Origin of the sequence: Candidimonas nitroreducens (assembly GCF_002209565.1) — a bacterium.
Lineage (GTDB): Bacteria > Pseudomonadota > Gammaproteobacteria > Burkholderiales > Burkholderiaceae_B > Candidimonas > Candidimonas nitroreducens.
In genome coordinates, this window is sequence record NZ_NJIH01000004.1 from 344,290 (window position 1) to 365,179 (window position 20,890).

A 20,890-nucleotide genomic window follows, 5' to 3' on the forward strand; every position below is an offset into this window, starting at 1 on the left:
GCGCCCTCACTGAATGACCAGGTGAACCTGCTTGAACAGCGCCTTGAAGCGGGCGAACTCATCGGTCATGAGCTTCCCGAACTGGGCGCGCGTATCCGAAGAGGCCACGATACCCAGGCCGGCGAATTTCTGCTGCAGCTCGGGAGTATGCACGGCCTTGACGATTTCGTCGTGCAGGCGATCCAGAATCTTGGTGGGCGTGCCGGCCGGCGCCACCAGACCGTACCAGGCCACGCTTTCGGCGCCGGGCAGGCCGGCTTCGCCTACCGTGGGCACGTCGGGCAAGAGCGGCGAACGCTTGGTGTCGGCCACCGCAATCGCGCGCAGTCGGCCCGACTTCACGAAAGGCAGGATGGGCGGCACGCCGCTGATGACCATCTGGGTGCGGCCGCCCAGAGTGTCGGTGATGGCTTCGCTATTGCCTTTGTAAGGCACGTGCAGGATGGAAGTTTTCGACAAATGCTGGAACAGCTCGCCGGCGATGTGGCCGCTGGTGCCCACGCCTGCCGATGCGAAGCTCACCTTGTCCGGGTTGGCCTTGATGTAGGCGATCAGCTCTTTCAGGTTCTTCACCGGCAGCGACGGGTTGACCAATATCACGTTGGGGCCCGTCGCTATCAGTGCCACCGGCGCCAGGTCTTTCAAGGAATCGTAGGGCATCTTCGGCCGGGCATTCGGATTGACCGTGATCGGCCCGGCAGAGGCAAAACCTATGGTGTAGCCGTCCTTGGCGGCCTTGGCGACGATATTGGTGCCCAGGTCGCCGCCCGCCCCCGGCTTGTTCTCGACGATTACCGGCTGGCCCAGCTGCTCAGCCAAGGGCTTGGCCACCAGGCGGGCAATGATGTCGATGGAACTGCCCGGGCCATAGGTGGCGATCAGGCGGATGGGATGCGTGGGCCAGGCGGAATCCGCCGGGGCCGGGCTCGAGGCCGCCTGGGTCGCGGCAACGGCGGCCAGGCTCAAGGCCAGTCCGGCAAACAGTCGATGCAGAGTCATGACATTGTCTCCTTGTATGGGTGTGCGTATACGGGTGTGCGGTTCAATTGGTGTGGGAATACATCGGCTTTCCGGGCTGCGGCAGCCGCGCGCGCAAGATGACCCCTTGCTCGGCCTCGGTGATATAAAGCGTGCGCCTGTCGGGCCCGCCATAGGCAACATTGGTGGTGCGCAGGCCGGCGCAGGAACGGATGCGATACAAGGGCTCGCCCAGGGGGCTGAACAGCCACACGGTGCCGGCCTGGGCATGCACGATGGCCAGATTTCCGGCTTCGTCCAGCGCCATGCCGTCCGGCCCGGCGGTGCTGCCGGACAACTGGATGAAACGGCTGGCCTTCTTCATGGCGCCGCCGGGCTCGAGCCGCAACGCATAAATGGCGTTGTCGTGCGTAATCGCCACGTACAGCACATTCTCGGCCTTGTTCAGCACCAGCCCGTTGGGCCCGGCCAGGCCGTCCATCAGCAAGTCCACGGTCTTGCCGTCCGCGCGCAAACGAAAGACACGGCCCGTGGGGTTTTCCAGCGCGCTTTCACCCTGGTCGGTGAAGTAAAGATCGCCATTGGAGGCAAAGAACAAATCGTTCAGCCCCTTGAGCCCCTCGCGCTGCACGGTTTGCAGATAAGGCCTGATGGTTCTTGCCTCGGGGTCGAGCAGCATCAGCCCATGCAGGTGATCCGCCACGAAGACGCGCCCGTCGCGATGGATTTTCAGGCCGTTGGGCTCGCCCTCGTAGCTGACCATGACCTCGAAATTGCCCGCGGGATCCACGCGCAGGATGCGCCCGTGGGCCAGATCCACACACCACAGATTGCCTTCGCGGTCGAAGGAAGGGCCCTCCAGGAAGGAATGCATCTTCACGTGACGCGCGGCCAGCCATGTGGACGGCTGATCGGTCAGGTGCAGAGACTCGGGCAGGCGGGCAAAGACTTCGGTTTGCAAGGGTTCGGCGGGGGGATACATATCGACCTCTCTCAAGATTGCATGGGGGTGTCGGGCAGTTCTATGCCCAGCATCAGCGCGCTCAGCGACTTGCCGTGGGGATCCAGCCGCAGCGAGCGCGTGACGCCCCCGGCCAGTACATCGGGGATGACGAAATTCAACGCCTTCAGGCCCGCCACCTCGTAGCGCCTGACCGGCCCCGCGCCCAGATGCGCAAACGCCTGCTGGACGCGCTCGGCGGTCAGCGCCCGGCGCAACACCTGCCAGCCCGCATCGTCGTAGGCAATCACGGCAATGCTGGAAGTATTGCCCTTGTCGCCGGCACGGGCGTGCGCCAGATCGTAGACCAGGGTGCCCATGGCTATGCTCCTACGGTAATGATTTGCGGATCGACCCAGCCGCGGGGGATCAGCACCGCGTCGACGGCTATGACTTCCTTGGCTCCCAGATTGACCGGGCCGCCCGCGCCATAAGGGCCCTGCATGTTCAGCTGCCGTACGTGATCGCCCAGCAAATTCGCGCTTTTCTTGTCGGGACAGCGTGCCGCCACGCGCAGGCGCACCTCATAAGGCTTGCCGGCCATGGAGGCCGGAAACTTGCCATGCAGGCTGCTGACGCCGATCAAATCCACCTGGATCTCTGTGGCCACGCCCCCGTCCAGCCGAAAACGCTCTTGCACCGTCTCGGCCGCCAGCTGCGCCCGCGCCAGCGCATTGACACCGGCATAGGCGACTTCGCCCGTGCCTATCCAGCCATCGAAATAGCCCACCACAACCTTGTAGCTGTCGGTGCGAGGGCCTGCGCCGATGCCCTTTACCGCCACACGATCCGGCGTCAAGGCCTCGAAATTCAGGCCTTCCAGACTCAGTACGCAATCGGGCGTAATGTAGGCGCCGGGGTCATGGATTTCATACAGCGCCTGTTCCGTGCAGGTCATGCGGTCGAGCCTGCCGCCCGAGCCATCCGGCTTGGCGACGAACAGCTCGCCGTCGCCGTACAAGTCGGCGTAGGGATAAGACAGCTCCGCCAGCCGCGGCACATCCTTCTTGCCCGGATCGGCGAAATAGCCGCCGGTAAGCTGCGCCGAACATTCCAGCAAATGCCCCATGATCGTGCCGGCCGCCAGGCGGGGCAGATCGTCATAAGACCAGCCATGGTGGTGCAAAGCCACGCCCAGAAACAACGAAGGGTCGGCAACCCGGCCCGTCATCACCACATGCGCGCCCGTGGCCAGCGCATCGCGCACGACATCGGCCCCCAGATAGGCATTCGCCGAGGCCAGCCGCGGCAGAATTTCCTCCAGCGGCAGCTTGCGATCCATCAGTTGCAATTCGGGATGCGCACGCACCCGATCGATGACATCGTCGCCGACCACCGCGGCGCATCGCAGCTCATTCCAGCCCAGATCCCTGCCTATATCCAGGGCCGCCTGCGCCGCGCCTACCGGGTTGGCCGCGCCCATGTTCGATACCAGGCGCACGCCCTTCTGCCGGCACAGCGGCAAGAAGCCGCGCATGCGTTCGTCCAGCATCGGGTTATAGCCTCGCGCGCCATCATGCCGGCGGCTCAGCGTTTCCCGTGCGATGGTGCGTTCCGCCAGGCATTCGCACACCAGGTAGTCCAGCTCGCACTGCTGCAGCAACTGCAGCGCCGGGCCGATGCGATCATCGGCCATGCCCGCCCCTACTCCAACGCGCAATCGGCTGCGCGGTTCACTCATATTGCCTCCCTGGATGCACGCCCGCCCGCGCCGCACAGACCAGGCCATGTGCAGGCCATCACGCTGGCGGCGGTTTTTGCGTAGTATGAACACGATCCCCTAATGTTCAAAATGATATATTCATATCTCGGTGATAAATTTTTCGCATCACAAAGACAAACATGCGGCTTACCCTGACCATTTCCGAATTGGAAGCCGTGTTGCTGGTGGCGGAAACTCGCAATTTCCGCAACGCCGCCGAACACGCGCACATCTCGCAGCCCGCCCTGAGCCGGCGGATTCAGGCGGCGGAACAGAAGCTCAATGCCAAGCTCTTCGACCGCGACAAACACGGCGTGGCGCTTACCGATGCCGGCACCGAACTGATACCCATCGCCCAGCGCATGCTGTCCGAGTTCCACGACTCGCTCAGCGACCTGTCCGAATTTATCGCCGGCCGGCGCGGCAGCGTGAACATATGGGCGCTGCCGTCCGTCGCGGCGGCCCTGCTTCCATCGGCCGCTCAAGTCCTGCAGAAATCACACCCGCAAGTGCGCTTGACGATACAAGCCGCCTCGGCGCGCCAAGTCACGCAGGCCGTGGAAGAAGGCAAAGCGGACATCGGCATTTCCATAGAGATATCGGGCCAGCCGGCGGACGTGCAGTTCACGCCCCTGCTGAAAGAAAACTTCATGCTGATCTGCCCCGTCGACGACCCGCTGGCGCGCCGCAAAAGAGTGGGCTGGAGCGTGTTCGCGAACCGGCCATTCGTGGCCAGCGGGCCCGCCAGCAGTATTCGGCAGGTCACAGACCAGGTTCTGGCCGCATCGGGGCGCATGCCCTATGCAAACTACGTGACGGACAATATTTCGGTCGTCGGCGCCATGGTGGCCGCCGGGGTCGGCGTGGCGGCAGTGCCCCGGCTGGCGCTGCGCCTGATGGACACCACCCGATTGCGCAGCGTGCCCTTGCATTCCCCCACCGCCACGCGGGAAATCGGCATCCTGGTAAAGAAACGGCGCTCACTGTCGGCCGCCGTGCTGCAGTTCATCGCCACCCTGCAGCAGATAACCCCGCAAGTCATCGAAGAGGCCGGCCCCGTACGGCGTGAGGGCTAGAGCCGGCAATCCCCCACAGCTGGCCGCTACATCAAAGACCTACATTGTCCTTTTCGAGCACTTGCTCGGCGCGATAGCTGGAACGCACCAGGGGGCCGGCCACGACTTCACGGAAGCCCTTGGACAAACCTAGCTCGCGATAGGCCTTGAATTGCTCGGGCGTAACAAAGCGGCGTACCGGCAGGTGGTTGAGCGTCGGACGCAGATACTGGCCCATGGTCAGCACGTCGACATCGGCGGCCAGAATATCGTCCATGGCCTGCGCAATCTCTTCATCTGTTTCACCCAAGCCGAGCATCATGCTGGTCTTGGTAATGACGCCCGGCGCGTACTGTTTGGCATGCGCAAGAAGGTCGAGGGTTTGCCGGTAGCCTGCCCGCGCATCCCGCACCGGGTGCGTCAGCCGCTCGACGGTTTCGATGTTCTGGGCGAACGTAGTGAGCGCCGCGTCGAGAATTTTTTCCACGCAGCGAAAACTACCCCGAAAATCGGGCGTCAAGGCCTCGACTGCGGTCTCGGGCGAACGTTCGTGAATCGCCCGGATGCACGCGGCGTAATGGCCGGCTCCGCCGTCTGCCAGATCGTCGCGATCCACCGAGGTCAGAACGACATATTTCAAATCCATCAACGCCACGGCCTCGGCTACCGCTGCGGGCTCGTTGCGATCCAGCCAGCCGTGTGGGTTGCCCGTATCCACCGAGCAGAATCGGCAAGCGCGTGTGCAGACGGCCCCCATGAGCATCAATGTGGCCGTGCCGCGCCCCCAGCACTCGCCAATATTCGGGCACTTGGATTCGGCGCACACCGTGTTGAGACTGTGCGTTCTGACTATGTCCTGAACCTGAAAATAATGGCCGCCGGACGCCGGGCGTATCCGTAGCCAGTGGGGCTTGGGCGAGCAATCGCGCGCCGCATTGACTTCGCTGGGCCGCAAGCCGTCCTTCACCGCTTTTGCGCCTTGAGCATTGATGAACTTGGCGCCCGAAGGCACACGCGCGATGGGAATCATTTTCGTCATTGAAGAATATTCATCCGGCAATCACCGCTGAAGCAGGGTCGCCGGATGCCCTGAAGGTATGCGGATTTCGCACTATTCCGATATATGCGCTTGATACGCTTCGCTCGACAGCAAGGCATCGAATTCAGCCGCATCGGCAGGCTCGACCGTGAGCATCCATGCCTCGTACGGAGACTCGCCGATATGTTCCGGATTTTTTTCAAGATCTTGGTTGACTGCCACCACCGCCCCGGTAATGGGCGCATAAAGATCCGAGGCAGTCTTGACGGACTCGACGGTGCCAAACACTTCCGACACCTTTATCGTGTCGCCAACTTTGGGCAATTGGACAAACACAATGTCGCCCAGCTGCGACTGCGCGAAATCGGTGATCCCGATCTTCACTTGCGCTCCCTCCCGACGCACCCATTCGTGCTCTTCGGAATACAGCAGTTCATTGGGAAGATTCATTCTCCGCTTCCTCTAAGAAATAGTGGCTGTTCGAATCGGGCCGCTATCGAGCCCGGCTTCTGCTTGCATGCCCTGCTTGCATTCTTCCGATGCCATGCTTAGGCTTCGGCCGTTTCGGCGGCCGGCTGAACCTTGAAGTTTTCCCTGACATCGATGGCATCGCAAACGCTTTGAATCATGGGGCAGTTGTTATGCACCAGCTCGGCAAGCTTTGCCGCCAGGTCGTCATCGATGTCATTGCTCGTGATGATAAAATTCAAGTGCACGACTTCTATTCTTTTGCGCTTCTGATCATTGCGCTCCATTTCCGCGGTGATCGAGACACCGCTATACGACTTCCGCATTTTTTTCAGGATCTGCCTCAGCGTCAGGCCGCTGCACCCGGCCAGCGAGGACACCAGCAACTGCGACGATGCGAATCCCAGGCCATACTCTTCGTCCAGCTGAGTCACGGCAGTCAACGTGCCATGATTCAATCCGATAGCGTGGACGCCGACATCGTCCATTTCATATTTGATTGTCATTTTCCTGCTCCTTGATATTTGTAATTTGCCGCCCATTCAGCAAATTTCGATTGAAAACCGATACCGGTTGGAAGAATTCGGTAAAGAACTCAAACGCTGCCGAACCCCAGGTTTTCCGGGCACTTCTGGAACCTGGGCAGTGTCAAGATGAAAGTGATTACCGCGGCCATCATCGACGCTCCGGCCAGCACGAACAACCCGGCGCCATAACTCCCGAGCTTGATGGCATAGCCCATAATTACCGGAGAAAGCGACGCAAACAGCAGCGAACTGCCGGTCAAGAACCCTACTGCGCTTCCCACCACCTTGGCGGGCACGATATCCTGCACAAGAACAAATATCACCGCGTTACCCATGCCGCACAGCGCATAGCTCAAGGCTATCAACACAGCCGACACATAATTATTCTGGGTGATCACTGCTCCATAAATACATGCCGCGGCCAATAGCGAAAACACCGAGAGAACGCGAACCACGCTATTTCTGCTGACCTTATCGGTGATCCATCCGGTTCCGATCTTGAAAAACATCAGAAATACGAACGGCAGCGAGGCCAGAAAACCCATTTGCCCCCAAGAAAACCCGCGGATCACTTTCAAATAGCTGGGAAGCCAAGTCTGGATGCCGAAGCTATTGAAATTCATCAGCATGAACCACATCACGATCAACCAATAACGGGGCTCTTTCGCGAATACGAAAAACCTTTCCTTGTAGCCCAAGCGGGGTTCATTGCCGCTCGTTACCTCTACGCTCAAGCCCGCTTCGATATATTCAAGCTCTTGCCGGTTGACTTTCTTGTGGTCACGCGGCTTGTCGCTGGTATGAGCCCAAAACAGATACATCGGAACGAACGCCAAGACCACGAGAGCCCAATAACTTTCCCTCCACCCCGACAGCGCGATAAACAGCGCAATGACCGGAGTGGTGACCGCAAGCGATATCGACTGGCCGACCACCCATCCGGTATTCGCCCTGCCGCGCTCTTGCGGAGGGATCCAATTCTTTATATACACGGCCGACTGGGGATAACTCACCCCCTCGCCTATTCCCAACAGTACGCGCGACACCAGGATAGAGGTAAAGGTAAATGCCGTGGCGCCGACCACCAGGGAAATTGCCCATACGAAAATCCCCAGCACCATCACCTTGCGCGGCCCCAGGAAACTGACGAAAGGCGGAATGATTATGCTGGACAAGCCGAAGGCCACCAGGTAGCTCGTCATGATCAATCCGATCTTGACGGGATTGCCGGCGATGCCTATGTCATTTAAAAACGCGGGATCCGCCACGAGCACGGACACATTGCCTCGATCCATGTACGCCACAAACACACCGATGAACAGAATAATCGTCAAGAGCACTCTTTGCCTTGTCGGTTTTAATGATTCTGCCAACGTTTCTCGCATCTCTGCCTCCTTCGATTGATAGCTTTAATATGATTCGTTGATTATGGTAGTCGAGCGAATATGGGTGGGACAGTGACAGATTTCGCCATAATGAATAGGTACAGAACAAAGGCTATCGACCTTCGGCGATAGCCCCGACGGAATGCGTTACGCATGTATTCCCGTCGTGTAACGACGGGCAGCACTCACCAGCAGCGGAACGATCCCGATCGCAACCATCGAGAAGCCCGACTCCAGCCGCTTACGCGCAAGTTCTACGGTCGACGCGGCGATGCCGCACGCGATGCCTGCTTCCTTTGCCGCGCTCTTGATTTCCAGGCCGGCCTTCTCCAATTCAGCCGAGTTGTGCTCGCCTTTGCCGACGTCCACACTCATGTCGTGAATTCCATACAGCACGAAATCGAGCCCCGGAACCTGGCAGATATCCCTCGCGTGTTGCGCCCCTTCGCGCGATTCGATCATCACGCCAATCGTCAATTCGCGATTCGAACGCTCCAGCACGTCCCACCCCGAATCCCGTGTGAAGCGATGTGTACGGGCATAGAATGCCGCGCCGCGCCTGCCTTCCGGCGGATAGAGGCATTCCGACACGAGCTCGCGCACCTCACCGGCGCCGCAGATATGGGGAGCCAGGATGCCGGTCGCGCCGGCATCCAAGGCCCGCAGCACATAGTCTTTTGCTACGAGCGGCACACGTACGAGCGCGGCGACTTCGGCGGCTTGGGCAGCCCTGATCATATGAACCATTTCACCAGGCCCGGTCGGGCCGTGTTCGGCATCTATGACGACGAAATCGAATCCGCCATAAGCCGCGGCTTCGACGAACTCGGGGCTGGGGACGGAAATGAACGCGCCGACCACCGGCTTCCCTGCTTTCAGGGCTGCCTTGAAATCTGCACGTGTTTGATGGATGGACTCAGATGCCATGGGAGACTCCTTGTTGAACACGTTGATGTTGATGCGTCCTGGAAATCTGCCCGCTGCCTCTTCCAACGTTGTGGCCGGCATAGAGTGCGACGCCGCAGCCCGAGACAAGCATTGCCGCGCAAGCGCTTGCCGATGCCGATTTCCTTGTGGTGACAGACAAATTCTATTGACGAGCCATCTCCGCTCATACCCGTTAGTTCATAATTCAGATATTCGGAAAATCGGAAATCTATCGATGGAAAAGCATCAAGACATCAGCCTCGTCTCCACACGTTGGACGCTTTTCGCCACAGTGGCTCAGCTCGGCAGCCTTACGAAGGCCGCGGCCGTCCTCGATATGCGGCAGTCGGCGCTAAGCACGCAAATCAGCGCCCTGGAACGCGCGTGCGGCACGCGCCTGTTCAGCCGGACGGGGCGCGGTTTGGCCCTGACGGCGCTCGGAGAACAGATCCTTCCGCGTGTGCTTTCCCTTTCCCGCGAGGCCGAGCAGCTCAAGCATGAGATCCAGTCGATCGGGAGCATCCCGGCCGGGGAGGTGCGAGTGGCCGTGGCCTCCTCGGTCGGCGACCTGCTTGTGAACGATGTTTTCAGAACCTGCAGGCTCCGCTTTCCGAAGGTCAAGCTGCAGATTCTGGAAGGCTTTAGCGCAAAGGTCGACGAATGGGTTGTCACCGGCGCAGTGGACATCGCACTGCTGCATCGCTACGGCAAGCGGCAGGGATACGGCGAAGAGAAACTGTTCCAGGGCTCGTCTTGGCTGGCGTCCAAGGGCCGAAGCAAACCGATAGGCGACGACAAGGTGCCGTTTGCAGAGCTGAATCAGCTTCCCTTGGTGCTCCCGAGCCGTCCCAGCGGGATGCGCGCCATCCTGGAGCAAATTGCGGCACGCAAAGGCATATCCCTGTCGATCGCCATGGAGGCGAACTCACTTTCGATCATCAAGGAGATCGTCTCCCACGGCGATCTTTACACCGTGCTTCCCTTCCATGCGGTGCACCGCGAAGTCGAAGCCGGCATGTTACGAGTCTCGAGAATCGTAAGCCCGGGGATAGACAGAACCGTGGCGCTGGGCACAACGACCCAGCGCCCTCTTTCTCTCGCCGCGCGAGAAGTCGTAAAAGTGATCCGTGCCTGCGCGCGCCGATTGGTCGACACGGGTGCGTGGTCATGGTAGGCCACGATCGGATTGCCGGCCCCAGCTTGGCCGGGCCTGGCCTGGCTTGGCTGCACGCCGGCGCCGGCATCCGAAACGAATCCTCGAGTTCGCTACTTTATTCGTCCCAGGCCTGATCCAGAACCTCGTAGCCGGCATCGTCCAACGCTTTGGCGACCCAGCTTCGATCGGATACGCCGGACTTGATCAGCTCAAGATTCTTCGCCTGCTTGTCCGCCAGCTCTTTCGCCCCCTGCGCCACAGCCGCCGCATAGCGGGGGCCCACCACCACGACCCCGTCTTCGTCTCCGACGATGATGTCTCCCGGATACACCAAGACACCGCCGACAGAGACCGGCACATTGACCTCGCCCGGCCCATTGCCCTTGAAAGCCCCGTTGGGATTGATTGCCTTGGCGTATATCGCAAAATCCGCGAGGCCGAGCGCGGCCTTCGAATCCCGGATCGCGCCATCGACCACAAAGCCCCTGACGCCTTTCTGACGAGCAATTTCGATCATGTTCTGGCCGCTGAGCCCGCGCTCGGTGTAGCCCTCGCCATCCACCACAATGACGTCTCCTTCCTGCGCCAGGGAAAGCGCCACATGAAACATCAGATTGTTTCCCGCGGGCAGCTTCACTGTCACCGCCGTCCCCAGGAGGCTTGTGTCATTGAGGGGCCTGATCGACGAATCAAGGCATCCCATTCTATTCAGGCAATCCGAGATATCCGCTACGCCCAAGTTGCGAAACTGACCGACCAGCGCCTTTTCGGGGCGGTGAACCTTGGAATATATCCTGCTTCCGAATTCCGACATGCCACTATCTCATTACGTGTTTTTCCAGCCGCCGCGCCTGTTTCCCGCGGCAGCGCATTTATTGGAATCCAGGCCGGCCAAAGCCGATCGGTTCCAACAACTCGCGTTTTCATCCGGCAAGGTCATAGCCCTTGGACTTCAGAGCTTCATCGACCCAGCCATGGTCATACGTACCCGCCTCGACCTGTTCCATAGTGACGGCCTCTTTCCGGTGTTTGTCTTTGGCCAGCTTCAATATCTCTTCAGCCTGGCCGGCGGGTATTGCAACGACCCCGTCTTCATCGCCAAGAATGATGTCCCCTGGATTGACCAGCATTCCGTCCACGGTGACGGGCACATTGATTTCCCCGGGGCCATCCTTATATGGGCCCAGATGCGTCACGCCTCTGGCATAGACCGTGAAGCCGCTGTCCCGGAAAGCGGCGGAATCACGGATAGCGCCGTTGGTGACCAGGCCTTTTATTCCTCTTTTCATCGCTATCCGCATCATGATCTCGCCGATCAGCGCATTTGTCGTGTCGCCGCCCCCATCCACGACAAGCACATCTCCCGGTTCGGCCAGATCCAGCGCCTTGTGAATGAGCAGGTTATCGCCAGGCCTCGTCTTCACGGTGAACGCCGTGCCGATGACTTTTTTCCTGCTCTGCACCGGAAAATTCAAATTCGGGCTGCCTTGCAGTCTCGCCATGTTGTCACTGACAATTGACGTTCCAAGCCCCGCAAATTCTTCTACGAGCGCTTCAGGCGCACGTTGCTTCAAGGGAAGAATCCTCATACCAATATTGCCCATCAATAACGCCTCCGGTTTGCCTTCACGAACGGTGCCCGACTGTCTATCGACCTTGCATTCAGGCTTGGGACGATCTTAGGCCAGCCCATGCATAGGGAACAGTGACAGATTCGGTGCTATTGAATGGGTACAGTTTCATGCAGCACCCACGCAATCGCGGGCGCCCTGCCAAGCCCACGGAATGGGGACACGCGCTTGCCACCCCTGCCGTGTTGTGCTCCCCCTGCCTGCTGTTTCAGTGGCTCAGGGACATTTCCGATACGGCGCGGCTCAGCCATCGCACGGTGCGATCCAGCGATTCCGACCAGGGATGGCTGCAATTCAGGCGGATGAAGTTCTTATAGTTCGCGCGGGTACTGAAAATCGGCCCCGGGGCAATACCGATTTCATGGGTTGCGGCCAATTCGAACAGCTTGAACGAATCCACGGCAGCAGGCATCTGCACCCATAGAAGAAACCCGCCGTCCGGCTGCGAAAGACGAGTACCCTCCGGAAAGTAGCGGAATACGGCCTCGGCCATGAGCTTGGTACGCTCGGCCAAGGTGTGGCGCAACTGCCGCAAGTGCTTTTCGTAGGCGTAATGCAAAAGGTAATGAGAAATCGCCGCCTGCGGAGGGAAAGACGTGCCCAGCGTCGTCGCGAATTTCCGGTTGGCAATGGCCTCGCGGTACCTTCCGGCAGCCACCCATCCGATCTTGAATCCCGGCGCCAGGCACTTCGTGAACGAACCGCAGTGCAATACAGAGCCATCGGTGTCGAACGCCTTGGCCGCCCGATTCCTGATGGAGCTGAACTGGAGTTCCGCATAAACGTCATTTTCCACCAGTGGAACCCCGTGCTGCCTCAATAACTTTGCCAGCTCGCGCTTCTTGCCCTCTTCCATCGAAAAGCCGAGGGGATTCTGGCAGTTCGTCATCAACAGGCATGCCGCGACCTTATGGCGCTTCAGCGTGGCGTCCAGCACGCCGAGATCCATCCCGCTGGCCGGGTCGGTCGGCATTTCCACGGCATTCAGCCCAAGCTGCCTCAATAATTGCAGCCCCGAGAAAAACATGGGGGAATCAATGACGACAAGATCTCCGTGCCGCGCGACGGCTTGCAGCGACAAGCTGATCGCTTCCATGCCGCCACAGGTAATGATGATCTCATCCATGGGAACGGCATACCCGAGTTCGAGATAGCGCTGGGCGATGGCGCGACGCAGCGACGGCAGGCCCAACTGCAGGTCGACCAGGGTCTTGGCGTAGCTGCCTTGACGGCTGGTCGCGGCCAAGGCGCGATTCAAATTCTGCATCGGAAACAGCGACGCATCCGGGAAGGACGACCCCAGGGAGGTAACCTTCGCCCCGACCAAATCGCCCAGCGCGTCGCGCACGCGTGCGCGCGAGTTCGCCTTGACAATGCTTGGCCGGCTCAAGCCGGCCTGAGGCAGTAAGCCCAGACCCACCAGGCGTGCCTTCACGTAGTATCCCGACTTGGGAAGAGCCTCTACGAGCCCCTGCGTCTCCAGCAGCGCATAGGCCTGGATCACCGTGCCTTTGCTGACCTTTCGCTGCAATGCGGCGTCCCTGACGGAAGGGAGCCGGTCTCCCGGCCGCAACACGCCATCGTTAATCAGCCTGGCTATATTCTCGGCAATTTCTAGATAGCGTGTCATCAGCCATTATTCCTCAAGGAACGCTATTCTGTACCAGGACATTACTCATAGAACTGTCACTGTACCATCCCACTTCGCGCTCTTACAGTACTCCATAGGAAAACCTCAAGGAAACCTTATGGAACACGCCGCTCAACCAGTCCCTCGCCGCAGCATGCTGTTCGTCCCCGGTTTGCGGCCCGACCGGGCCCGCAAAGCAATGTCCGCCGGCGCGGACGTCGTATGCATAGACCTGGAAGATGCCGTGGCTGTCGCGCACAAGGATGAAGCCCGCAGCCTGACCCTGCCCTTGTTCGCCGAGCCCAACCCAGCGGGATGTGAACGCATTGTGCGGATCAATTCGCTGGACACGATCCACGGCCTGCGAGACGTCGAAGCCTTGAATGGCCTGACCCAGCTTCCCGACGCCGTCATGATGACCAAGGTGCGCTCGGCCGCCGAGGTCAAGCTGCTCGACCAATTGCTGCAAGGCGCCGCAGCCTCGGTGAAGTTCTACGTAACCCTGGAAACCAGCCAGGGCCTGGAAGACGTATTCGATATCGCCGGCGCCAGCCCGCGCATGGCGTGCCTCCTGTTCGGCGAAGTGGATCTGTCCGCAGACCTGCGCTGCAAGCGCACGCCGCAGGCCTTGCTGTACGCACGTTCGCGCATGGTGCACGCGGCCGCGGCCTTCGAACTCGATGCCATGGACGTCCCGCATATACACCTGGAAGACATGAACGGCCTGCACGCGGCCGCCGAACACGCGGCAGAACTAGGCTTCACCGGAAAATCATGCATCCATCCGACCCAGATCCCGATCGTGCATAAATATTTTTCTCCGAGCGAAGCAGAGATCGCATACGCAGAACGGGCTATCGCGGCATTCGAGGAAAGCGGCTCCACGGGCCTGGCCGTACTGGACGGACTGATGCTGCAAAAACCCGTGCTCCGCGCATCTCGCCGCATTCTTGCCCTGGCTCGCCAGAACAAACAAACGCTACGCGTTGCGAGTGCGGCATGACCCAGGAAATCATTCTTTATGAACTCGCTGCGGCGGATGACACACGCTTCAGCCCCTTCTGCTGGCGTACACGATTCAGCCTGGCCCATAAGGGGCTGCCGTTCAAATCGGTGCACATCGGCTTCACCGATATCGGGGAACTCGGCGGCGCCAACCGCACCGTGCCCGCGATCCGATCGGGGGACACCTTCGTGGAGGACAGCTGGGACATCGCCGTCTATCTGGATCAGCATTATCCGGACAGGCCGCCGCTGCTGGGCTGCGAGCTGGGCAAGGGGGTCGCCCGCTTCGTCGAATGCTTCACCGACAAAGTCATACACCCGACGATCCTGCGCCTGGTTTCACGCGACGTCTTCGATCGCATGGATCCGTACGACCGGCCCTACTTCCGCCTAAGCCGCGAGGAAATGCTGGGCTGCTCGCTGGAAGAAGCACAGGCCACGCGCGACCAGACCGTCCGGGCATTCAGAAAGGCGATCCATCCGATCCGCCTGACGCTCAACAAACAGCCGTGGCTCTCGGGTGCAAGCCCCGGCCATGCCGACTACATCGTCATGGCCGCCTTCCAATGGGGACGCCTGGCCACCGACTTCAAGATCCTCGAGGACGACGATCCGATCGCCCAGTGGTTCGAACGGGGCCTGGATCTGCACCATGGGTTCGGCCGGAAAGTGCACCCGGACGATGGAGGCCCCGGTTTTGCCGGCACCGGCCTCTGGAAAGCCAGTATGAGGCCTGTCGGCGCGGGTATCTGCTGACGCGGGTATCTACCGAGCTCGCTATACTTATAGACCTCACCCATTGATAAAGCCGCAATATCGCGGCTTTATCTTCGTTTGTCCGGCCCCAAGCCGGATTTCCGTGGGCACAGGGCAATCCCGCTTGAGGGGCCTGAACGCCGCCATCAAAAGCCCTCCAACTCGTCCGCGCGAGGATCGGCATCCTCTTTGCCAGCCGCGGGACGGCCGACTCGCGATTTGTTTCCACGAGGCGCCCGCACTCGCTGCGGCAACTGTTCCCGCATCAGCTCCATACCCAGCGTGTCATTTTCCGTGGCCATTACCTTTACCAGGTCATCCAGACGGCCAAGTACGTGCAAGGCTCGCAGGAAGGTATGCAAGGCAGTGCCAGGATATCCGTTTTCCATGCGCCTGACAGTACTCAGCGACGTGCCGATACGCTCTGCCAAGTCTTCCTGGCTTAAGCGGCGCATGCGGCGCGCGACGGAGATGTTCTGCCCAAGACGATGTAGCGCCCGGTCTACGGGCCGCGGCGACGCAACCCGTAAGCCGAGACTTTTCTGCTCTGCAGATGGCACGTGTGTACCTATTCAGATATGGTTTAAAACAGCTGCCAGACATTCATATTTGATCATATAGGCAAGCACCAATCAGCCATTTGAATTATTATAAAAGCTCATATATGAATTTTTATAATTTTATTTGATTCATATTTGAATTCATAATAGCCCGCCAAACTAAGCTCCAGCTATCTTGCCCAGGCATTGCCCAATGAGCCAGAGGTTGGGATTGCTCTGCTCCGTTGACCATTATTGCTCTCTTGAGAACACAAATAGCACTTTAAAGTTCTCACTGGAGCGCTTAGCTATAGCCTCCGGCCCGACCCTCTACCCCGTCACGCGTGCGATCCAGAAGCTCGGTAGCGACATCGACTTGGCTCACAGGCGAGGCCCCCTCCAAGCGTCGCTGGCCAAGTTAATGGGGGCCATCAATAAAAATTTCAGCTATTACGGGCGAATTTAACGAATTTTGTCTATAATAGCGAACATGCCACGCAAGCCGCCTGTCGTTTTCCCTCAAGAGCAACGCCTGCTGTCCGCACTGGGAGAGCGGCTGCGTCTTGCCCGCAAGCGACGCAAGCTAAGCAATGCCGTCGTAGCGCAACGGGCAGGAATTTCAAGAACCACCTTGTACAAGGTTGAAGCGGGTGATTCTGGGGCTACGCTGGGATCCTATGTTCGGGTTCTAGCTGTGCTTGGCCTCGAGGGCGACCTCAATCAGCTTGGGGCTGACGACAGAGTTGGTCGTAAATTGCAGGATCTGGAGCTTGAACCAACTCCCAAACGCCGCACGGCCGCCCGTGCCAAAGCAATCAAACCCTCGCCGGCCTCAAACAGCGAGGAATCGACATGAGCGCACAGGACAACACCCTGGATGTCTGGTTGAATGATGACCTCGGCCCTGCACGCCAAGTCGGCACACTCGCTCATGACCGCGGCCAGATCCGCTTCCATTACGAACGCGATTGGCTACAAGACCCTCGCGCCTTCGCGCTGGATCCCGATCTCTCTCTGGATGAATACCCCTTCTTTCCCAAGCCTGAGCTAGGCAACTTCGGCATCTTCCTGGATTCGTCACCAGACCGATGGGGACAGACACTGATGAAGCGGCGCGAGGCCCTACAGGCAAAGGATGAGCAACGCTCCCCTCGTACGCTGTACGCCTGGGACTTCCTGATCGGCGTACAAGACCTCACTCGCCAAGGCGCCCTGCGCTTTCGCCGGCCAGGTACGGGAGCGTTTCTTGGCGACGAGAAAATGGCGGCTCCGCCGGTGACGACGCTACGAGAATTGGAAGCCGTGGCCTACCAGCTCAGCAGCCGGCGTATCGACGATCTAGATGCGCTACGCAAGTGGCTCGCCGTGCTCGTCGCACCTGGCGCTTCTTTGGGCGGAGCAAGGCCAAAAGCCAACTTTACCGAAACCGACGGCTCACTCTGGATCGGCAAGTTCCCGGCCAAGGATGACGATCGAGACATCGGAGCTTGGGAGTATGTCGTTCACCAACTCGCGCAAGAAGCGGGGATAGACGTACCGCCTGCGAAGCTCATCAAGCTAAACAACGACTTCCATACCTTCTGCGTCCAAAGGTTCGATCGCGCCAACAGCTCGCGACGCTTCTATGCCTCGGCGATGACATTGCTTCGTAAGACTCAAAGTGAAGGTACGAGCTATCTGGAATTGGCGCAGTTCATTCGAGCCCAGGGGGATGCCGAGCATGCGGATGCAGACTTGGAACAGCTATTCCGGCGCGTGACGTTCAACGTCGCGGTTGGCAACCGCGACGACCACCTGCGCAATCACGGATTCGTGCTTGGCAAGACAGGGTGGAGACTTGCACCCGCGTTCGATGTCAATCCGAATATCGACAAGGCAGAGCATGTCTTGAATATCGACGACGTCGACAATCGACCTAGCCTGGAGACCGTCCTCAGCACCGCCGCTTTTTATGGACTGGACGATGTGCAAGCCCGGAAAATTGTGGATGATGTAGTCATGGTTGTCGATCATTGGCAGGACGCTGCCCGTCGGATGCGCATTAGCGGTGCGGATATTGATTTGACGGCTGGGGCCTTCTCGGCAAGCAAAGGATAGAGAAAAAGGCGGCGGGGCGGACGGACTGCCGAGCGGCCAGTCTGTGCGCATGATCAAATGTTGGACTGAAATCGCTAGCGATTCGCATTCAACACGTTAGACCGGTAATGTCCCCATTTTTAGCGATTGCGGATTCAGACGGTCAGTGCGACATTGCGTCCAATGCTTCAGCTGGGATCCTGAGCCCAACGTCTTTCTAGGACAGGAATTTAACTTGGTGGCGAAGCATTGAAGGTGCTCCAAATCGTCCCACTGATACATCGACAGCCATTCACAGCGCACAGTCGAACCGCTCGACGTACGCATTCTGTTGCGGCTTACCCGGTTGGATGTATTCGGGCCTGATGCCCGCCCGGGCTGCCCATTCGACGACGGCCAAGCCCAGATATTCGGGGCCGTAGTAAGTGCAGAATGATTGTCAGCGAAACAAAGCGACAGGCATCCTTAGGTTTCTCTAGGATCTGAGGAGGACACCAAGATGGCTGACAATCATTCTGCACTTACTATGGGCCGGAGATGATCTCTCGGGCCTTCACCAAATGGGCTGCTGTCCAAGGGATCGCCGTGCGTTATATCCAGCCTGGCAAGCCGAATCAAAACGCGTTCATCGAGCGCTTCAACAGGACGTACCGAACCGAGGTGCTCGATGCACATCTGTTCGCCAATCTTCAGCAGGTGCCAGCCATTACCGAGCAATGGCTGGTCGACTACAACGAATACCGCCCACATGAATCTCTGGGCAGCCTCCCGCCGGTGCAGTTTCTTGCTCCGAATCTCTATCCGCTACTGTCTGCCTGACAGGGGTGCTTACGATATCAGGCAACCTAAGCAAAAAATCAAAACCGAAGAAAGTACGCCGCGCTAAGTTCTATACGCCAAGGGCTATGCCTCGTAAGCCCATGTGGGGGCTCCGACGCTCCCACGAAGAAACTAATGCCTCTGTAACACCGTCAAGCCAAGCATACGGCTTACGTAATGACCAGTGGATGCCAGGCCGTAACCCTCCTGCCAGCCAGCTATACCAGATCGTTATCATCTCCAATGAAAAAAAATCATTTAGAGCTCATGCGAGGGATACATAAAATAATCCGAACATAACACCTCCTGACTTTTCCCACTCCCCAAATGATCTTGAGCAGCCTCGGTCACAGCCGCATAAAAAATGCTTGCGACTGTCATGTACACATATTTGATCCAGCCAGCCAAATACGGCCTGGGCCTCCTCCCCCTAGAATTCCAGGAATCAGCGACTATCGAAAGATGCAAAAAAGTCTTGGGCTCGAGCGTAGCGTCGTAGTAACTCCCAGCTATTATGGGACGAATAACACGCCAACGCTAAAGGCGATAAATGAGCTGGGCCGTAGCGTGAGCCGAGGTGTGGCCGTAATACACCCAGACATATCAGACGAAGAGCTTTCTCTCTTGCATAAAAGCGAGTTTCGAGGCGTTAGATTTTCTTTGCATAGCCCAGCACGAGCCACTACCACTCTGGAAATGATCGAGCCAGTTGCTCGACGCATCCAAAAACTGGGTTGGCATACACAGTTGCATTTCTTGGGTGAGCAGATATCCAAGCACCGCCATCTTCTTAAAAAACTGCCCGGAACAATTGTGTTCGACCACATGTTGCGGGTGGGGCCCGAGCTTCCGGCCACGCGCGACGCCATCGATATTGTGGGAGATTTGGTGAGCCGAGGAAGAACTTGGATAAAACTCTCCGGCCCTTACCTAAACTCCCAACGGGACGATTACTCAGACACCATCACCCTTGCACGGCGACTTATAGAACTTGCGCCAGACAGAATTGTATGGGGCTCGGACTGGCCACATCCGACAGAGGTATCGTACACACCGGATGATTTTTCCTTGTTGGCTTTACTCGATAAATGGGCCCCCGACCCACAAATCAAACGCAGGATACTCGTGGACAACCCGGCAAATCTATATAAGTTCTGAAGCTCACTCTATTCATTGAATAGCCAACCATCAATCAAACCAGTAAGGACTCGGCATGATCAAAAAGACCAAATTCATCAAATCGAAACTCGTAGCGGCGTCGATTGCTTTCTTCGGATTTGCTTCGGCAACATGGGCTCAGGACTATCCAAACCGGGCAGTAACACTCGTAGTGTCATATCCGGCCGGAGGCACTTTGGACGCTGTCGCGCGTGTGATTGCCCCTCAGCTCGGGAAAATTTTGGGCGAAGGAGTCGTTGTGCTGAACAAAGGGGGCGCAAGCGGAGCTATTGCTGAATCTTATGTAGCGCGATCCAAGCCTGACGGATACACCATTTTGCTGGACGCATCCAACTACACACAGAACGCAGTATTACGATCCAATCTGGGTTTCGACCCAATCAAAGACCTCACACCCATATCGGCTTTGCTGACTGTCCCTAATATTCTAGTGTCAAGCTCCAAATCCAATTTCAAATCTATAAACGATGTAATTTCTCAAGGAAAGGCTCCTCATAACAATATAGACATGGCCTCTTCCGGCGTTGGATCGGGGCAATATCTAGCTGGACTATTATTCAATCGACTCGCAGGCACAAAAATTCAACAGGTGACATACTCCGGAGGCGGGCAGGCCCTGGTCGACGTTCTAAGCGGACGAATTCCTTTGATGTTCATTACTGCCAGCGCCCCCCTTCCGTATATCAGAAGCGGAGCTTTACGAGCTTTGGCAGTAGGAGATACCGAACGGCTGGCCGTGCTTCCTGACGTTCCCACGGTAAGTGAAAGCGCAGTTCCCGGATTTGTTTCCAACGAATGGCATGCAATATTCGTACCAACCGGCACTCCGGCGCCTATTATCAATAAGCTTTCAGCTGCGTTTTCGGAAATTGTCCGGGATACATCGATAGCGAAAACCCTTACAGACCTCGGCTGCAGAATCTCCGATTTAAATACAGCCAAAACCCAAGTGTTTGTCCGCAAAGAAATAAGCAACTTGAAAGATCTCGCACAGCGCGAGAACTTGAAGCTTGAGTGA

Annotated in this window: 22 protein-coding genes and 1 pseudogene; 9 read left to right on the forward strand and 14 right to left on the reverse strand. The window is 58.3% G+C overall.

Annotated elements, in window-relative coordinates:
* Positions 1 to 6: 6 nt before the first annotated feature.
* The 4 genes from CEY11_RS09020 to CEY11_RS09035 are packed head-to-tail and all read right to left on the reverse strand — an operon-like array spanning position 7 to position 3,659.
* Entirely contained in the window at positions 7 to 999 is a 993-nt protein-coding gene (locus tag CEY11_RS09020) for a tripartite tricarboxylate transporter substrate binding protein (protein ID WP_088603036.1), read from the reverse strand.
* Positions 1,000 to 1,042: 43 nt separating this feature from the next.
* Positions 1,043 to 1,960, reverse strand: coding sequence for an SMP-30/gluconolactonase/LRE family protein (locus tag CEY11_RS09025; RefSeq protein ID WP_088603037.1), 918 nt, complete (start codon positions 1,958 to 1,960; stop codon positions 1,043 to 1,045).
* An 11-nt stretch (positions 1,961 to 1,971) separates the two neighbouring features.
* Positions 1,972 to 2,298: an AtuA-related protein gene (locus CEY11_RS09030; RefSeq protein ID WP_088603038.1), complete on the reverse strand. Its 327-nt coding sequence runs from the start codon at positions 2,296 to 2,298 to the stop codon at positions 1,972 to 1,974.
* Positions 2,299 to 2,300: 2 nt separating this feature from the next.
* Positions 2,301 to 3,659, reverse strand: a complete 1,359-nt coding sequence (locus CEY11_RS09035) for an acyclic terpene utilization AtuA family protein (RefSeq protein ID WP_088603238.1) — start codon at positions 3,657 to 3,659, stop codon at positions 2,301 to 2,303.
* Between the two features lie 161 nt (positions 3,660 to 3,820).
* Here CEY11_RS09035 and CEY11_RS09040 point away from each other — a divergent pair, with 161 nt between their 5' ends.
* Positions 3,821 to 4,756 (forward strand): LysR family transcriptional regulator, encoded by a 936-nt coding sequence (locus CEY11_RS09040; RefSeq protein ID WP_088603039.1) that lies wholly within the window; start codon positions 3,821 to 3,823, stop codon positions 4,754 to 4,756.
* Positions 4,757 to 4,787: 31 nt separating this feature from the next.
* Here the strand turns inward: CEY11_RS09040 and lipA are convergent, their stop codons facing one another.
* The 5 genes from lipA to CEY11_RS09065 form a co-directional block, all read right to left on the reverse strand.
* Positions 4,788 to 5,774 (reverse strand): lipoyl synthase, encoded by a 987-nt coding sequence (lipA, locus tag CEY11_RS09045; protein ID WP_088603040.1) that lies wholly within the window; start codon positions 5,772 to 5,774, stop codon positions 4,788 to 4,790.
* Between the two features lie 72 nt (positions 5,775 to 5,846).
* A complete protein-coding gene (gcvH, locus tag CEY11_RS09050) occupies positions 5,847 to 6,224 on the reverse strand; it encodes a glycine cleavage system protein GcvH (protein ID WP_088603041.1) in 378 nt (125 codons plus the stop codon).
* Positions 6,225 to 6,322: 98 nt separating this feature from the next.
* Positions 6,323 to 6,748 (reverse strand): OsmC family protein, encoded by a 426-nt coding sequence (locus CEY11_RS09055; protein ID WP_158215242.1) that lies wholly within the window; start codon positions 6,746 to 6,748, stop codon positions 6,323 to 6,325.
* Positions 6,749 to 6,837: 89 nt separating this feature from the next.
* Complete coding sequence (locus tag CEY11_RS09060; protein ID WP_158215243.1) at positions 6,838 to 8,103, reverse strand: MFS transporter; 1,266 nt, start codon at positions 8,101 to 8,103, stop codon at positions 6,838 to 6,840.
* Between the two features lie 198 nt (positions 8,104 to 8,301).
* The gene (locus CEY11_RS09065; protein ID WP_158215244.1) at positions 8,302 to 9,081 is read right to left on the reverse strand and encodes an HpcH/HpaI aldolase family protein; all 780 of its coding nucleotides are present in this window, start codon (positions 9,079 to 9,081) and stop codon (positions 8,302 to 8,304) included.
* Between the two features lie 235 nt (positions 9,082 to 9,316).
* Here CEY11_RS09065 and CEY11_RS25085 point away from each other — a divergent pair, with 235 nt between their 5' ends.
* On the forward strand, positions 9,317 to 10,255 hold the full coding sequence (locus tag CEY11_RS25085) for a LysR family transcriptional regulator (RefSeq protein ID WP_158215245.1): 939 nt from the start codon (positions 9,317 to 9,319) through the stop codon (positions 10,253 to 10,255).
* A gap of 97 nt (positions 10,256 to 10,352) precedes the next feature.
* Here the strand turns inward: CEY11_RS25085 and CEY11_RS09080 are convergent, their stop codons facing one another.
* The 3 genes from CEY11_RS09080 to CEY11_RS09090 all read right to left on the reverse strand — a co-directional run bounded on the left by CEY11_RS09080 (position 10,353) and on the right by CEY11_RS09090 (position 13,498).
* Positions 10,353 to 11,051, reverse strand: coding sequence for an RraA family protein (locus CEY11_RS09080; RefSeq protein ID WP_088603046.1), 699 nt, complete (start codon positions 11,049 to 11,051; stop codon positions 10,353 to 10,355).
* A 109-nt stretch (positions 11,052 to 11,160) separates the two neighbouring features.
* Positions 11,161 to 11,841, reverse strand: coding sequence for an RraA family protein (locus CEY11_RS09085; protein ID WP_088603047.1), 681 nt, complete (start codon positions 11,839 to 11,841; stop codon positions 11,161 to 11,163).
* A 235-nt stretch (positions 11,842 to 12,076) separates the two neighbouring features.
* On the reverse strand, positions 12,077 to 13,498 hold the full coding sequence (locus tag CEY11_RS09090; protein ID WP_088603048.1) for an aminotransferase-like domain-containing protein: 1,422 nt from the start codon (positions 13,496 to 13,498) through the stop codon (positions 12,077 to 12,079).
* Positions 13,499 to 13,616: 118 nt separating this feature from the next.
* Here CEY11_RS09090 and CEY11_RS09095 point away from each other — a divergent pair, with 118 nt between their 5' ends.
* On the forward strand, positions 13,617 to 14,501 hold the full coding sequence (locus tag CEY11_RS09095; RefSeq protein WP_088603049.1) for an HpcH/HpaI aldolase/citrate lyase family protein: 885 nt from the start codon (positions 13,617 to 13,619) through the stop codon (positions 14,499 to 14,501).
* On the forward strand, positions 14,498 to 15,259 hold the full coding sequence (locus CEY11_RS09100; RefSeq protein ID WP_088603050.1) for a glutathione S-transferase family protein: 762 nt from the start codon (positions 14,498 to 14,500) through the stop codon (positions 15,257 to 15,259). Before CEY11_RS09095 ends, CEY11_RS09100 begins: the two co-directional genes overlap by 4 nt.
* Positions 15,260 to 15,405: 146 nt before the next feature.
* Here the strand turns inward: CEY11_RS09100 and CEY11_RS09105 are convergent, their stop codons facing one another.
* On the reverse strand, positions 15,406 to 15,819 hold the full coding sequence (locus tag CEY11_RS09105) for a helix-turn-helix transcriptional regulator (RefSeq protein ID WP_088603051.1): 414 nt from the start codon (positions 15,817 to 15,819) through the stop codon (positions 15,406 to 15,408).
* 469 nt (positions 15,820 to 16,288) lie between these two features.
* Between CEY11_RS09105 and CEY11_RS09115 the strand changes: the two genes are divergently transcribed.
* Both CEY11_RS09115 and CEY11_RS09120 read left to right on the forward strand, forming a co-directional pair.
* Positions 16,289 to 16,654: a helix-turn-helix domain-containing protein gene (locus tag CEY11_RS09115; RefSeq protein WP_088603053.1), complete on the forward strand. Its 366-nt coding sequence runs from the start codon at positions 16,289 to 16,291 to the stop codon at positions 16,652 to 16,654.
* Positions 16,651 to 17,895 carry a type II toxin-antitoxin system HipA family toxin gene (locus CEY11_RS09120; RefSeq protein WP_088603054.1) on the forward strand — a complete coding sequence of 415 codons (1,245 nt, stop codon included), beginning with the start codon at positions 16,651 to 16,653 and terminating at the stop codon, positions 17,893 to 17,895. The genes CEY11_RS09115 and CEY11_RS09120 overlap by 4 nt, the downstream gene beginning before the upstream one ends.
* A 271-nt stretch (positions 17,896 to 18,166) precedes the next feature.
* On the opposite strand, the gene CEY11_RS26065 is transcribed toward CEY11_RS09120, so the two are convergent.
* Positions 18,167 to 18,274 carry an integrase core domain-containing protein gene (locus CEY11_RS26065; protein WP_158215246.1) on the reverse strand — a complete coding sequence of 36 codons (108 nt, stop codon included), beginning with the start codon at positions 18,272 to 18,274 and terminating at the stop codon, positions 18,167 to 18,169.
* A gap of 128 nt (positions 18,275 to 18,402) precedes the next feature.
* On the opposite strand from CEY11_RS26065, the pseudogene CEY11_RS09130 reads away from it, so the two are divergent.
* From CEY11_RS09130 to CEY11_RS09140, 3 genes and pseudogenes are all read left to right on the forward strand, one after another.
* Positions 18,403 to 18,693: pseudogene (locus CEY11_RS09130) on the forward strand (integrase core domain-containing protein); the annotation flags it as partial.
* Positions 18,694 to 19,020: 327 nt separating this feature from the next.
* Positions 19,021 to 19,851: an amidohydrolase family protein gene (locus tag CEY11_RS09135; protein WP_088603056.1), complete on the forward strand. Its 831-nt coding sequence runs from the start codon at positions 19,021 to 19,023 to the stop codon at positions 19,849 to 19,851.
* 55 nt (positions 19,852 to 19,906) lie between these two features.
* Positions 19,907 to 20,890 (forward strand): Bug family tripartite tricarboxylate transporter substrate binding protein, encoded by a 984-nt coding sequence (locus tag CEY11_RS09140; RefSeq protein ID WP_088603057.1) that lies wholly within the window; start codon positions 19,907 to 19,909, stop codon positions 20,888 to 20,890.